The sequence below is a fragment of the Schaalia hyovaginalis genome, from assembly GCF_014208035.1.
Classification (GTDB): domain Bacteria; phylum Actinomycetota; class Actinomycetes; order Actinomycetales; family Actinomycetaceae; genus Pauljensenia; species Pauljensenia hyovaginalis.
On record NZ_JACHMK010000001.1, the window covers coordinates 602804 to 617090 of the forward strand.

A 14287-nucleotide genomic window follows, 5' to 3' on the forward strand; every position below is an offset into this window, starting at 1 on the left:
TCATGAAGGGGTTCAGCGTGTCTGCATCATGTTCTCCGCGCCTGCGCGCGACGGTCGTTCTCGGTGCCATCCTTCTGGCGACGAGCCTATCGGGCTGCTCAACGGATCCGGCTGAGAAGATTGACGCCCTCCCTTATATCGGAGTCGGACTCAAATCCGACTACAAGGAGAGGATCGCGGCCGCTGAGGATCGAACGGCCGTGGACGCCATCGTCGAGGAGGCGACGCGCATCTCAGCCGTCGTGGGCACTCCGATGTCGCCCTTCGACCTCCTCGGCGAGATGAGCGATTCGGAGTTCATGCTCAACGAGGACGGGACCGTTACTGCCACGAACGATCGGTTCCACGCCCTGATGTCCAATGCCACTCACTGGCGGCTCGGTGACCGCACGATGGACTTGTGCACGGATGAGAGCTGCGAGTACTACTCCTCGTGGGACGTCACCTATGTCATCGAGTCGGGCTTGCCCGATCGCTACAGATTCACGATCAACACGAATGGTGTTGAACCCGATGATGCGGAGAACTATCGCGATCTGCTCGTGAAGAAGTGATGGGGCGCTTCCCGCTGACGAGGACGAGGTGCGCGATTGCAACAAGACAGTGAGGTGAGGGGCGGTGGATCTGTCACGACTTGGCTCGGTTCTGCTTACCCGGTGGGGTGCTGCCAGTGATGCCGGGCCGGTGCGTCCTCGGAACGAGGATTCCTGGCTCGCGTCGCCGCCGCTGTTCGCCGTAGCCGACGGCATGGGCGGTCATGAGGGAGGGGCACGGGCCTCATCGACCGCTCTTCGCGTCCTCGAGGGGAATATGAGTGCAGATGCTCTCGGCGGACGTCGTGCCGATCTGATGGATCTGGATGCCGGGATTCGCGCCTCCGCCCAGGCGGTCGCGGTCCTCGCTGACCCGGCGGATCCCACGGCCGCTCCCGGATCGACTCTCACGGGCGTTCTCACCCTCGACACGGACGAGGGCCCTTTCTGGCTGGCTTTCAACATCGGGGATTCACGCACCTACATCGTGGGAGGCGAGTCCATCCGCCAGGCAACACGGGATCATTCAGCTGTTCAGGAGGCGCGCGATCTGGCTGAAGCCACGGGGGAGGAGATCTCCTTCCCGCCGTCGAATATCGTCACTCGTGCTCTGGGCGCGGGCATGGCCGGCATGCCCGAAGCGGACTACGCCCTCGTCCCCCTTTTCGAGGGCGATCATGCGGTCATCTGTTCCGACGGGATTCATGGCGTCGTCGATGAGGGGCAGATCCTGCGGATCGTCCGCTCGGGCGGCGAGCCGCAGCGGATCGCGAATGAGCTGGTCGACGCCGCGATCGCGTGTGGCACGCGCGATAATGCGACCGCAGTCGTCGTTCACGCCTCGCGTGCGATGCGGGTGGGAGACGATCGTGAGGCGGGCTCTCGTCTCATTCGGGCAGTGCGCCCCGCGTCGACGACGACTATGCGTCGGGGTTTAGATGCGGAAGTGGGGGAGTGATGCTCCAGGTTGGACGTTTCGCCGTTCGAGGGGCGGGTGCTGTTCTGGTGTGCGGGCCGGTGGGGATGTGCCTCGTCGAGCCGGACCTCGCGGACGCGGCCGCTGATATCGTGTGGGGTCGCGAGGACATCGGCCGCTGGCTGTCGCAGATGATGCAGTCCGGGCGCGATCTCGTTCTCTTCGATCTTTCGGGGTCACAGCCGTATCTCACGGCGCTTGGCGACGCAATGGTGCAGGGACGAAGGGTCGGTTCTGATGATCTAATGGCGTGGAGGGCGCCTATCTGGGCGTGGCCGGTCAATCCGGTGGAGTGGCGGGTGCTGGAGGCATCTGTCGGGCAGCGTTCCGACGAGCCGCAGGGCACCGCGTGGCGCGTTGCCGCTCACGATCGAATGGAGGCCGGGTGGGTGCGCATCGGTCGGGGCTTGGATGAGACCGAATGCGTTCCGGAGGTTCCACGGCCTGAGGCGCATTCTCCATCGGTCTCGGCGCCTGTACTGCCCGAGAGGAGGGCTTTTCCCATCGCGCTCGAAGAGGAAGCGGCTTCTCATGTCCCGATCCCGACGCTTACGCAGGTCGGGGGCGTCGAGCGAGTCGAGGAGGCGGAAGCCGCTCCGGCCGATGGGGGATTCCTGTGGGCTCCCGATCCTCCTGCTGCAGAGCCGGAGCCGTTCCTCGTTCAGGAGGTGTCGATGCCGGAGGAAGAGCCTCCCCCGCTGGTTCCGGCTGCTTCCGCGGTACTGGTGGAAGAATTCGTTCCGCCGGTCGCCTCGACGCTTGACACGCCGGTGAATCCTGAGGCGTTCGAGGAGACGATGACTCCTCAGATGCTTGAGCGGATGAGATCGGTGAAGGACGCGGAGGCGACGATTCTGCGGCGGGCAGAGGGCAGCGCACCGGCCGGGCCGACGGCCTTCCTCCTGTACGGCGGGACCGCTCCGACGGAGGTCACTCGTGACGTCGTCATTGGCCGAGACCCCGATGCGCGTGCCATTTCCGGTCGTCCCGCGGCGACGACTCTGCGCGTGCTGAGTCCGGCGACCGAGATTTCACGTTCGCATTGCGCGGTGATGGCGACCGCTCCGGGGGTGTGGTCGTTGATGGACGTGGGGTCGGCCAACGGCACGCTCGTGCGTCATGCAGATGGCGCATTTGAGGAGGTGCCCCCCATGGTGATGGTCCCCTTGACTGATGGCGATCTCATTGATGTCGGCGAGGGGACGACGATCGAGTTCAGGATTCGATGACTGAAATCCTGTAGACGCCGGGGTGGGCTCTCACGAGAGCCCACCCCGGCGCGCTGTTCGACGGATACCGGATGCATCAGGACGTCATCCGGAGAATTACCACTGATCTGACTCCTGTGAAGGCAGGGGCGCCAGATCGAGGGCGGAGCCGGATTCGAGGGCCGCTTGAGGGCGGGTTTCTATGGTCGGCTCGTCATCGATCCGCAGGACGTCGTATCCGATGCGGGACGAGGAGCGCTTCTTATCCTTCTGATCCTTCGAGGATTGTCCCGACTGGACGGAGGACGCGGCCCCTGCGCGGTCCAGTTTTCCGAGAGCACCCCCGCTCCGGGCCGAACCTGTGCGGGCTCCGGTGCCACCCTCGCCGCCTGCCCCTGCACGTGAAGCGTTGGCTGCCGTGGATGCGGCTCCGCCGTTCAACATGGCTTGTGGGGCGCTGCCAGCAGTCGCCGATGCGGCCTGCTGGTTGTTCATGGAGAGCATGCCGGTTCCGCCGACATGCGAGGTGAGTGCGGATCCGCCTGCGGTCGAGGTGACAAGGGAGGAGACCCCGGAGGCCGATGCGGCGGAAACTGTCGCGCCGGTGGCGACGCCGACCCCGAGCATTCCGCCGATAGCGGCCATGGACGGTGTGCGCCCGCCGTTGCCGGCGCCGGGCGAGGAATTCAACCATTCGGCCGTCGACCGTTGGCGCCTCAGGGCCTCGAGCGCGTGGGGGTCGCGCGGCAGGTATCCGCCCGTCGGGCCGTCGGGGGTCATCCGCCGGTTGACAGGGGTGCGGAGCAGGTCGTGGTGGTGGAGTTGCTGGGGGTCGTTGATCGGGTTGCCGGGTGAGCCCTGATGCCCGGCAGGTGGACGCTGCCACGTCGGCGCGGTTAGCCCGGTGACGGTCGAGGTTGCGCGGGTGGTGAGCACGGCACCGCCGAGAGTCGCCGAGGCCAGGGAGGCGGCGCTGAAAGAGGCCGATGACGCCACCGATCTCGCAGTGGCAGCGTTCGCGTTGAAGCCGCCGGATCGCGTGCCCGTGTATTGATCGCCAGCACCGGGATCCGGTTCGGAGTCCTCGTGTGTGCCAGGTTGCGTGTTCACATCGTTGGCGCAGTCCTCGATTGCGGAATTCATGTCGTTGAGGATGAGCGTGGCGATCTCGTCGCGTTGAGCGCGAAGCTGATCTTGAAGCGCCGCAGCATAGGCTGCACCCGTGTAGCAGACGCCGCCGACCTCGACGGAGGGCTGGCGGGCCCACTCGTTGTACTCGGAGGGGGACATGAGGATGCCTTCAGCCTCCTCGAGACGGCGCGCGCGAGCGGTTGCCATGGCGGCGCGCGCCGCATTGTGCACGGCGAGGTTGAGTTCGAGTTGTGCCTTCCGATCGGCGAGTTTGCCGGAGAATTCTTCAATCCAGGAATTGACGGCGCGTGCAATATCGCCTGACATCTGTGCGTCCGACCTGAAGGCCGCCAGAGCGGCTTCGCACTCGGACATTGACTGTGTGATGGCGTTGACGGAGTCGATCTCGGCGGAATCGTCGGTCGTTAAATGGTCAAGGGCGAGGAGTCGATCGTATTCGCCACTCATCGGGGAGCCTCCGTAATACAGGGGTGGAAGAATCTGGACCGGGAATCATGCCCCGGTGCCATCGGATGGGCCGATGGCCGAATACTCGGACGAACTCGCGACCGGTTGAGCCGACGCCGACGCAGGAGTTGCCTCGGATTCGGGAGCAATCGTCGGGTCTGCATCTGCGCCTTCGTGGCCGTAGGGCCTCGTCGGCGCATCGGGTTGCTCGTCCAGATCTGTGGATATCTGGTGGAAGGCGTCGTGAAGATCGGCCTCGTTGTTCTCTACCGCAACCGCGACCTGCCGGACTGACTCGATGAAGGAAGCGAGCTGATCGCGCATCGTTGCCATCTCCCGCTCGAGCGAGGAGAGGTACGCGGAATACCTGGGCGAGAATGCGCTCGGGCCACGTTCCGTTCCCCACTTGGTGGGATTTTGACGACTAAGGACGTCGGAGGAACTGTCGGTCGCGGTCGAAATCGCCGGCGTGCCGCGTGCATCTAAGGTATTGGAGGCAGCGGTGACGCTCTCGGTGTCGAATTCACTCTCAGTGGCCATGCTGCTCCTTCGCGATGGGCGGGCGCTCCTGAATCCTAAGAGCCTCGGAGGGGGAACGAAAGCCCTTTCTCATGCCGAGCCTCCTGGCGTCAAGGGTTCCCACTGAGAACACCGTTTCGGCGAGTCCTCATCGGCGGTCGTCTTGAGGAGTCGGCGGAGGTCATTTCTCATCCCGGTGGTATCGAGGCGAAGTGCCATATGCCGTCTTCTTGTCGGGATTGGCGGCGACGTAGGCGGAGGAAGTGCCGCGGTACACGTATTGGGGATCGTTGATGATGTAGTCCCCCGGGTCGACGAGCCCGTCGAGGTACTCGTGGTAGAACTCCTCGCTGGGCACCCAGTCCTCGCTCTTGTTCACAAGGGGGTTGACATTGGGCAAAGCGGTGGGATCCTCGTTGAGGAGGCCGTTGATATTGACCAGTCCGTAGCCGTACCAAGGATCCCATTCGACACCGTCATCGCGCGACGCGGTGCGGACCAGTGACTGAATGAGCTGCCTGTTCGTCGCCTCGGGCCACTTCTCCTTGGCCAAGGCAAGCATTCCTGAGACCATCGGGGCGGCAAAAGAGGTGCCTTTGGCATCGTCAGAGATCGTCCCCGTCTCGTATCTGCGAATGCTCACCGGCCCTCCGTAGGCGGCGATGGTCGTCCCCTTCCCGTAGTTGGAGTACTCCGAGCGCACGCCTTTTGCGTCCGTTGCCGCGACGCCGATCGTGAGGTTCGTCGCGGCAAAAGACGTGGGATCGGTCTCCTGGTTGTCGTTGCCGACGGCGGCGACGACGATGGCTCCAGCGACGTCGGCGCGCGCCAACTCGGCGCCGCTATTGACCCTCGAGCCTTCGGCCACGGAGTAGGAGATGATGTCGGCACCGTCGTCGAGTGCGCGTTGCAACGCATGGCCAACGCTGAAGGTGCACGACGGATCGTCCACAATGTCTTTCTCAGCCTGCGTGTCCGAAAGCCACATGGGAATGGCGTAATGGATGACCTTCGCGCCCGGGGCGATCCCGTAGTCCGGCGAGACCAGGATGGAGGCCACCGCGGTCCCGTGTGTGATCGACTTTGGCGCCGGTGTGAAGGTGCAGGGCGACACGCTCGTGATGTCCGCCCCCTGCAACTCGGGTGCCGACAGGTCCACTGCTGCATCAATGAGGGCGATCGTCACGCCCTCGCCGGACAGACCGAGATCGTCGAGGGCGCGGAGGTTGAGGAAATCGACGTAGGGCTGGGTCGTGATCGTGTCCTCGGCGCGAACGGGCGGCGCGGCGCACAATCCGAGGACGGCGACGATCGCCGCCGCAAGTACGAGGAGTCGCGAGTATTGACGTTGCTTCATGACTTCTCTCCTAGTGACTCAGTCGACGTCAATGATACTGAGGCCGGTGAGGAGCGAAAAGTGCTTTTGAGATCCCGGTTCCGTTCTGAAGCCTCCGCTTCTGAGATGAGAGGCGACGAGGGCGGGACCGCTTTTTCTCAACGCTGCCGGGGAGCGTCCGAGGGCGAGTAGCATGTGAAGCCACCCCTCCGGGGGAGGCGATGCTACTCAGCGATTCGAAGAGGAGTCCCATGACACGCAGAGTTCCCATTTCCCTTCTGGCGTCGAGCGCGCTCATATTCTCTGCGGCGACGCCCGCCCTCGCGCAGGACGCCGCACCGCTCGACGCCCCGTAGTCCGCACCCGTTTCGGCGGAGGCCCCGCAGAGCGGGACCGGAGCTGATCCGGCTCCCGAGGGCTCTTCGGCGGCCGCCGAAACGCCCGCCGACGCGGCTCCCGCTCCCGAGGCGCCCCTCGCGCCCGGGGAGTCGATGACTCTCGATCTTCTTGCGATCACCGACTTCCACGGGCACATCGAAAGGGTCGTCGACAAGAAGACCGGCGCCGTCAAGGAGCCCGGTGCGCAGACCCTGGCCTGCGAGGTCGACAAGGCGCGTGCGGCGAACGCGAACACCCTCTTCGTCTCCAACGGGGACAATGTGGGCGGTTCCGCCTACATCTCCTCCATCCTCAAGGATCAGCCGACGATCGACGTCCTCAACGCGAACAGCTTCTCCAATGATGTCGACGCTTTCATCGGCGGCCATTCCCACCTGGAATACGCGCAGGTCATCGACCGTTCCGGGAAGCCCTTCGCAGTCGTCCAGCCCGCGAATTACGGCGCCCTCCTCGGAAAGATCTCCTTCTCCCTGAAGAAGAACGCCGAGGACGAGTGGACCATCGCGGCCGTCACCGCCGAGAACAAGGACCTGAGCGCCTCGGATTGCGTGAGCCACCCGGAGTCGCGGCCATCGTCGCCAAGGCGAAGACCGAGTCGGAGGCGGCCGGTAAGGCGGTCGTCGCGCAGCTCGGCTCCGACTTCCTGCGGGGCACGAACACCGGTACGGACACGGGGCGAACCGCTCCACGGAATCCACCGCATCCAACCTCCTCGCCGACTCCTTCCGCTCCTGGGCCGGCGGGATCGTCCCGGACGCCGTGCACCACGTCGGCCTCATGAACCCCGGTGGCGTGCGCGCGGACTACGCGGCGGGCGACCTCACCGAGGGGCAGAGCTCCACGGTCCAGCCCTTCGGCAATGAGATGGGCTACGGGACCTACACGGCGGACCAGCTCAAGAGGGTCCTCGCCCAGCAGTTCCAGCCCGCGACCTCGCGCTCGGCGCTCATGCTGGGCGTGTCCGACAACGTGAAGGTCTGCCTCGACCAGGCGGCGGTCGCCGAGCTCGAGGGGTACTGGAAGCAGATCAACGGCCTTCCCAAGGAGGAGCGCCCCGAGCTCATCAAGAGCCTCCAGGATCAGATCGATGACGCCCGCTCGCGGGTCATCTCCTGCCTCTTCGTCGACGGCGTCGAGCTCGGGGCGGACGACCCCGTCGTCGTCGCCTCGAACTCCTTCCTCCTCGCGGGGGGGGCGACGGGTTCACGGTCCTGTCCGAAGCGCCGATGACGAACACCGGCATCCTCGACCGGACCGCGACCTCGACCTACCTCAAGGAGCTCGCGGACAAGGGGACCCCCGCGAAGGCCGACCTCGCCAAGCGCCAGGTGGGAGTCTCCGGCAAGGTCGAGGAGGACGGCTCGATGACGATCTCCCTGGCCGGTCTCCTCTTCTCGGCGACCAGCGAGCAGGGGAGCGGAGCCGCGGCCAAGACCGTGAGCGCCCTCGTCAAGATGCCCGATGGATCCTTCACGACCCTCGCGAGCCAGGACGTCGACCCGGCCATCGCCGCCGAGCTCCCCGACACCGGGACCGCTGTCCTGAAGGGGATCCGCATCCCCGCCGGGACGCTCGTCTCCGAATGCGCCGATCCGCCGTTCAAGGGGAGCAAGTGCGCGGACATCGTCCTGAGGGTCACCACCGCGGACGGGCAGACGCGGGACCTGCCGTGCCCGATCGCGGCTCCCGCACCCGAGCCCGCACCCGCCCCTGCGCCCGCGCCCACGACTCAGGCTCTTGCCAAGACCGGTGTTGACGGCTCCGGGCTCATCGCGGGCGTCTTCGCCCTCGCGCTCGCGGGAGCCGCGCTCAGCCTGCGCAAGCGCTGAAACCGGCGCTTGCTCGGGCCCATCGCCCGAGGAAGCCCGGCTGCCGCCCCGCGGAATGATCCGCGGGGCGGCACCCCCGAGCCCCGCCGTTCGAATCAGCGCTCCGCAGCGCGACCATGCCCGCACTGACGGGCGCCCGTGCACAGCGGGGCCGCCGCCCCCGCCGTGCGTGGCTCCGGAGGAGGAGGTGTGAGTCGAGGACCCCGAACTGCTCTCCGGCCTCGCCGTCCGGGTGGTATTCGTCGTGATGAACACGTCCGAACCGCCGATGATCTGAAGGGCATCGGAATGCACGTACGAGGAGGCCGCGGGTTCGAGGCCCTCGTTCTTCATCTTCGAGACGAAGAGGCTCCGCACGAGTCCCCGCCCCGCCCCGAAGCCGCCTAGGACCCCTGCGGCGAGCGCTCCGCCCCACTGGATGAGTCGGTCCTTCCAGGTCTTCGGGGCGCTCGTGATCGGCGCGCCGTTCCGGGCGGCCTCCATGTAGCGCTCCGTCTGCGCGACGTAGGTGCGGGCCGCCTGCTCCCACTCGTCATCCCCCAGGGGCTCCGCGAGGATCTCGCCGAGGGCCTTGATGCCCTTGTCCGTGAAAGCGGGGATCGACTCGCCGCGCGTCGAGACCCACCAGTCCCGGGTCGAGGGCGAAACGAGGAGGAGGACGCCGGAACGCTCGGCCCCCAGGCCGTAACCCTCGTAATCGAAGTAGTCGTCGGCGACGGCCATGGGGCTCTCGCCCTCGTTGAGATTCCGGTAGAGCACGACGACGTCCTGACCGTAGGTCTTCGAGATCCGAGCGATCTCCGCTTCGAGCTCGGCCTCGGTCGCATCCGAGATGAAGTCGACCTCGTCGACCACGTGGCGGGTCGAAGCGTTTGCGCCGAGCGGCGCGGCCAGAAGGAGGCAGAAGGCGACGAAGACCAGTGCTGCAAGGCGCGCGGTCCGATGCGTCTCGGTTGGAGAGCTCATTGTGGGATTCATGATGGGCACCTTTCTCACAGGTCCAACCAGCCCAGGATCAACCAGGCGATGGCGCCGAAGACGATGAAGAAGAAGGCCGCGAACGCCACCTGGAGGGGCCTCAACTTCCCCTGGCTGATCGGGAAGGAGCCCACGACCTCGCCCGTCTGGCCGTTGATCGCGAAGGGGTAGGTCTTCCCGTTGTAGGCGATGACGATCAGCCACACGGGCAGAAGGGCGTACCAGATCGCCGAATGCTCACTGCTCAGCATCGCCGATCTCTGCCGCACGGAGCTGTAGCCCGTGACCGAAGCGCTCACGAGCGAGGACACGGTCGCCTTGACGCGTTCGTCGGCGCGCGCGATCGTCGCCCGGGCCTCGATGTCGTAGGCGGTCGCCGCATACCCCGACAGGTACGGGGTGGCGAAGGGCTTCGACTCCTCCAGGGAGAAGGGCTCGACGCCCTCGGAGCGCTTCGGGCCGAGTTTCGTCGTGGCGCAGACCGGGATACCGGTGAAGGCGGCGCTCACCTCCCGCGTCACCTCGTAGATGTCCGTCTCGGTGTAGTCGTATTCGTTATCGGACCAGGTGCGGGTGTTCTCGGCGGTGTAGACGATCGTTCCCGAGGTCGTGCCGTCGTGATACCAGTACGGGATGTAGGCGCCGGTCGCCTCCTCGAGGGTGTGCCTGTCCCTGAATTCCTTCGGGAGCAGGAACTTCCCGCGCGTCGCCTTCTTGAAGGAGTCGAGCATGCCCGCCTTGTCGATGGCGAAGGGGATGATGAAGTCCGGGATGCGCGTATTGCGGATGCGCTCGGAGGCGACGAAGGTGCTGTTGCAGAAGCCGCAGCGCGTGGAGATGGTCGTCGGATCGGCGACGATCTCGGCTCCGCAGGAATTGCAGACGAGCGTCTGCATCTGCGGGATCTCGCCCCGGTCGACGTACGCGGGCGTCGATTCGCGCCACGCGTTGCCGGCCCCGCGGCTGCCCGGAGCGGGGGCCGAGGGCGTCGCGTTGAAACGCTCGACCGTTTCGACCTCGTGACGCGAACCGCAGAACGCGCACACCATGCGGCCGCTCGTCGGATCGAATTCGATCGGCGCCGAGCACGATGGGCACTTGTACTGGATGTCGCTCATGCCTCGTTCCTCCCGATTCTCGCAAGGGGCCGCGTCTTCGCACCCGCCTCGGACATCCCCGTATGCAATCGCCACGCTATCGGCGGGAATCTCGGCGATCAGTATCTCGACGCTTTCGAGGCCGTCGATATGGGGGAGGGGATCGTCTTCACCAAGGGCGCGAAGCTTCGCGCAGACGATCGCCGGAACACGAACCGCAGGGGCACCGACGACGTCGTGACGAACGGTTCGGTCATCCACGTCTACGACAATCAGGCGATGATCCTCACCGACGGCGGCAGGATCTCCGACTTCTCGGCCCAGCCCGGCGTGTACAGCGTCAACCACGCCGGCCTGCCGACGATCTTCTCGGGCGACCTCAAGGGGACGCTCATGGATTCGTGGGAGCGCTTCAAGTTCGGGGGCGGAACCCCCCAGAAGCAGCAGATCTTCTACGTCAACCTTCAGGAGATCAAGGGCATCAAGTTCGGCACGCCGAACGCCCTCAACTACTTCGACACCTTCTACAACGCCGAACTCTTCCTGCGCTGCCACGGCACCTTCTCGATCCGCATCGCCGACCCGATCCTGTTCTACCAGCAGGCGATCCCCAGGGACGCGATCCGCGTGCACATCGACGACATCAAAGAGCAGTACATGTCGGAGTTCCTCGAAGCTCTACAGACCTCGATCAATCAGATGAGCGTCGACGGGATCCGGATCTCCCAGGTCGCATCGAAGATGCGCGAGCTCTCGAAGTACATGCGCGACACCCTCGACGACGACTGGCTCCTCGGCCGCGGCATGGAGGTCCAGTCGGTCGGCATCGCTTCGATCTCCTACGACGACGAGTCCCGCAAGCTCATCGACATGCGCAACCAGGGCGCGATGCTCTCCGACCCCTCAGTCCGCGAGGGCTACGTCCAGGGGACGGTCGCCCGCGGCATGGAGGCCGCCGGTTCGAACGAGGCCGGAGCCGGCATCGCCTTCATGGGCATGGGAATGGGCATGCAGGCGGGCGGCGGCTTCATGCAGGCCGCTTCGCAGTCGAACCAGCAGCAGATGCAACAGCAGCAGTGGCAGCAACAGCAGCAGATGCCCTCGCAGGGCCAAATGCCGCCGCAGGGGTGGGGCCAGCCCCAGCAGATGCCGCCGCAGGGTTGGGGGCAAGCGCAGCAGCAGGTTCCTCCGCAGGGTTGGGGTCAGCCGCAGGGTTGGGGTCAGCCGCAGCAGATGCCCGCGCAGGGGCAGATGCCGTCTCAGGGGTGGGGCCAGGCGCAGCAGATGCCTCAACCGGGTGGACAGGAATCGGCCTCCGAGGCCCAGCAGGTCTGGGGGCAGGCGGCGCCCGGGGCTGCCCAGCTTCCCCCCGAGAACCTTCCTCCCGCCGAGGGAACCTCCGAGGAGCGGCCCTAGACGAAGGCCCCTTGAGGAGCGGCGCATCCCGGATTCGGGGTGCGCCGTCCCCGTGCATGGGCGGTTTGAGCCCGTGCGCGCACCGAGGAGCGCCGGGATCATGCGCATATCGCGGCTTGCATCAGACTTGCTGAGTGCGTGCACCTAGAACAGAGGGAAGCGGCAGGTGTTTGGGCTCATCGCGAAGTGTGCGCCTTCTCGGATCCGTACCCGCTATGAGCGCGCATAACGCAATAGTGAGGGCGCACGCGCCTCTGCGGATGACAGTCGGACGTTTCATTTCTTCCCCCCTTCCTTCCTTGTGTGAGTGCCCGGGAGTCTCCAGTGTGTGGGGTGTTTAGTGGGTGGGTGGTGGTGTTGAGGATTGGGGTGTTGTGGTGGTGGGGGTCCAGGTGATGGTGTTGATGACGAGGGCGACGTCTACGGGCATGTCGGGACTGGTGGAAGTCGAGATCGCGTTGATGCGCCAGACTCCGTCGGGGCGTCCTACGAGCCAATCCCAGACGCGCACGGGAGTGTCTTTTGTGGAGTCGATGTAGGTGTGTCCGTAGGCGGGGGTTCCTCCGATCATGCGGGGTGGGAGGTCTTCGACGTGGTTGTAGCCTTCGAATTCTTCTGAGCTGATGCGGTCGCTGCGGGCCCATTCGGCGACATCAACGGTCGGGGGTTTTTCGTCGATCCACAAGATGGCTTTGAGTGATTTTGCGTCGTAGCGTTGGGCGTTGACGGCGTTGTGGTAGAGGGAGTCTTCGGGGGTTAAGGGTCAAAATGTGTGTCTGGCTCGGCGTGTCGCGGGGGTTAGATTTGGCCTTTTTGAATGCCGATTGAGTGGGTGTAGTCGGTGTCGATAGCGTTGTCGTAGAGGGCTGGGCGTCCTGTTTCGTGGTCGGCTTGGTTCTCGGTTTGGGTCAGGGTGGATACTTTGGCGAGTTGGCCCTGGCCCCAGTCGGACTGCCTGGCGATTCGTACTGGATCGTCAGGCAGTTCCGTTTTTAAGTAGAGCCACCAATCCAGCATGCGGCGTTGTCGTTCGCCTGATCTGCCGCGGTGGGTTCTGGCGAGCAGTTTGAGCTGGGCGTTGATGCCGCCTTCTAAGCTGTTGGTGGTGGATTTGATCCGCTCGGGCGCAAGGACTCCTGCTGGCGGGTTGAGGTAGACAAACAGCATCTCGGACCGCCAAAGATGGTTGAGGCTGTTGTAGGCCTTGCGCACGTTGTGGTGGGTCCACACGCGGGTCCATGCACCTGTTTTGGGGTCTTTGATCATGGTTTTCTCGTTCATCCATTCCCGGTAGATCGTTGAAAACTCGTGCAGTTGCACACCCCACGCGGCGGCTTCATCCAGTGTGGTGATCCGGGTCAGTTTCAGCGCAAGTCGGTAGATGGTGCGCCCGGCATCGGTGCGTGGGTTGGTGGTGGTGTAGCGGCGGACCACGCGTTGGGCGTGGACGAGGCAGCGTTGAATTTTCGTAGTCGGCCAGCACTTTTTGATTGCGCTGTATGCGCCTTGGCCGCCGTCGATGACGGCGATGAGTGGGGCTTCGATGCGTTCAAGCAGCAGTTGGTAGTCGCGGGTGGTTTCGTGTTTGCACCAGTGCCAGGCGATCACGTGGTCGATGGTCGCCGCGACGATCAGGCAGCCACCGGCGGTGTAGGTGCCATCGAGAAATACCTGGTCGTAGATCCGCTTGTGGTGGCCGGCGGTGGGGTCAGGCACATCAACGAGCCAGCACCACTTGAAGCGCCGCTTCATGGTGGCGCGGCTAACACCGTTTCGTTTGGCTAGGTCGTCGAGTGATATTGCGGTGGTGCAATGCTCGATGAACTGGGTGAACACTGCCGCGTTGGTGATGTCGTTTCGACGTTTGACGCTGGAGGCGCCGCATTGTTTGCAGCGCCATCTGGTGGTGCCTTTGCTGGTGGTGCCGTTGCGTTTCATTTCACCGCCGCAGTGGCAGCGTGGTTGGTTCTTCGACATTGCGACACCACACCACGCCGCGCATAGCACATCACGGCTGCCACACCGAGGATTTCCCGTCGGGGGCTAGATATATGCTTCCGGAGCATATACTTTCCGGAAACCTACAGGTCAATCCGTGAAAATCCGCGATTCCGGACACACTTTTTGACCCTTAACCCGTCTTCGGGGTGTGAGGACACTTCGTAGGAGAGGGTATGGGCTTTGTCTGTGAGGACGTGCCATCCTTCGGGGAGGGTGGAGGTCATGGGGATTTCTTCGTCTTGGGTGACTGTGATGGACGTGGAGGGGTTGTTTGTGGACATGGGGTTCTCCTGGGGCGTGCAGGCGCTGGTAGTGGCTGCGCATAGGGCGAGGGTGAGGGCGCATACACCGGTGCGAATGACAGTCGGACGTTTCATTTCTTCCCCCCTTCCTTCC

Annotated in this window: 11 protein-coding genes and 2 pseudogenes; 6 read left to right on the forward strand and 7 right to left on the reverse strand. The window is 64.7% G+C overall.

The window, feature by feature from the left end:
* Window positions 1-17: 17 nt before the first annotated feature.
* The 3 genes from HD592_RS02550 (at window position 18) to HD592_RS12455 (ending at window position 2738) form a co-directional block, all read left to right on the forward strand.
* Window positions 18-554, forward strand: a complete 537-nt coding sequence (locus HD592_RS02550) for a hypothetical protein (RefSeq protein ID WP_184451652.1) — start codon at window positions 18-20, stop codon at window positions 552-554.
* Between the two features lie 130 nt (window positions 555-684).
* Complete coding sequence (locus tag HD592_RS02555) at window positions 685-1491, forward strand: PP2C family protein-serine/threonine phosphatase (RefSeq protein ID WP_343058716.1); 807 nt, start codon at window positions 685-687, stop codon at window positions 1489-1491.
* Between the two features lie 692 nt (window positions 1492-2183).
* Window positions 2184-2738, forward strand: a complete 555-nt coding sequence (locus HD592_RS12455; RefSeq protein WP_321082990.1) for an FHA domain-containing protein — start codon at window positions 2184-2186, stop codon at window positions 2736-2738.
* A gap of 96 nt (window positions 2739-2834) precedes the next feature.
* Here HD592_RS12455 and HD592_RS02565 read toward each other — a convergent pair whose 3' ends face one another.
* The 3 genes from HD592_RS02565 to HD592_RS02575 form a co-directional block, all read right to left on the reverse strand.
* Window positions 2835-4316: a hypothetical protein gene (locus tag HD592_RS02565; RefSeq protein WP_184451658.1), complete on the reverse strand. Its 1482-nt coding sequence runs from the start codon at window positions 4314-4316 to the stop codon at window positions 2835-2837.
* A 45-nt stretch (window positions 4317-4361) separates the two neighbouring features.
* Complete coding sequence (locus HD592_RS02570; RefSeq protein WP_184451660.1) at window positions 4362-4856, reverse strand: hypothetical protein; 495 nt, start codon at window positions 4854-4856, stop codon at window positions 4362-4364.
* A 160-nt stretch (window positions 4857-5016) separates the two neighbouring features.
* Window positions 5017-6192: a S8 family peptidase gene (locus tag HD592_RS02575; RefSeq protein ID WP_184451662.1), complete on the reverse strand. Its 1176-nt coding sequence runs from the start codon at window positions 6190-6192 to the stop codon at window positions 5017-5019.
* A 1116-nt stretch (window positions 6193-7308) separates the two neighbouring features.
* Here HD592_RS02575 and HD592_RS12110 point away from each other — a divergent pair.
* Both HD592_RS12110 and HD592_RS12115 read left to right on the forward strand, forming a co-directional pair.
* Window positions 7309-7800, forward strand: a pseudogene (locus HD592_RS12110) (5'-nucleotidase C-terminal domain-containing protein); the annotation flags it as partial.
* Entirely contained in the window at window positions 7797-8399 is a 603-nt protein-coding gene (locus HD592_RS12115) for a hypothetical protein (RefSeq protein ID WP_246429968.1), read from the forward strand. The pseudogene HD592_RS12110 and the gene HD592_RS12115, both read left to right, overlap by 4 nt.
* A gap of 498 nt (window positions 8400-8897) precedes the next feature.
* On the opposite strand, the pseudogene HD592_RS12570 reads toward HD592_RS12115, so the two are convergent.
* Both HD592_RS12570 and HD592_RS02590 read right to left on the reverse strand, forming a co-directional pair.
* A pseudogene (locus tag HD592_RS12570) lies at window positions 8898-9377 on the reverse strand (TPM domain-containing protein); the annotation flags it as partial.
* Window positions 9378-9391: 14 nt separating this feature from the next.
* A complete protein-coding gene (locus HD592_RS02590; RefSeq protein ID WP_184451669.1) occupies window positions 9392-10495 on the reverse strand; it encodes a TFIIB-type zinc ribbon-containing protein in 1104 nt (367 codons plus the stop codon).
* A 129-nt stretch (window positions 10496-10624) separates the two neighbouring features.
* On the opposite strand from HD592_RS02590, the gene HD592_RS02595 reads away from it, so the two are divergent.
* A complete protein-coding gene (locus HD592_RS02595; RefSeq protein WP_184451671.1) occupies window positions 10625-11890 on the forward strand; it encodes an SPFH domain-containing protein in 1266 nt (421 codons plus the stop codon).
* Between the two features lie 337 nt (window positions 11891-12227).
* Here HD592_RS02595 and HD592_RS02600 read toward each other — a convergent pair whose 3' ends face one another.
* Window positions 12228-12575 (reverse strand): hypothetical protein, encoded by a 348-nt coding sequence (locus tag HD592_RS02600; RefSeq protein ID WP_184451673.1) that lies wholly within the window; start codon window positions 12573-12575, stop codon window positions 12228-12230.
* Window positions 12576-12688: 113 nt separating this feature from the next.
* The gene (locus HD592_RS02605; RefSeq protein ID WP_005323424.1) at window positions 12689-13867 is read right to left on the reverse strand and encodes an IS256-like element IS1249 family transposase; all 1179 of its coding nucleotides are present in this window, start codon (window positions 13865-13867) and stop codon (window positions 12689-12691) included.
* Window positions 13868-14287 lie beyond the last annotated feature (420 nt).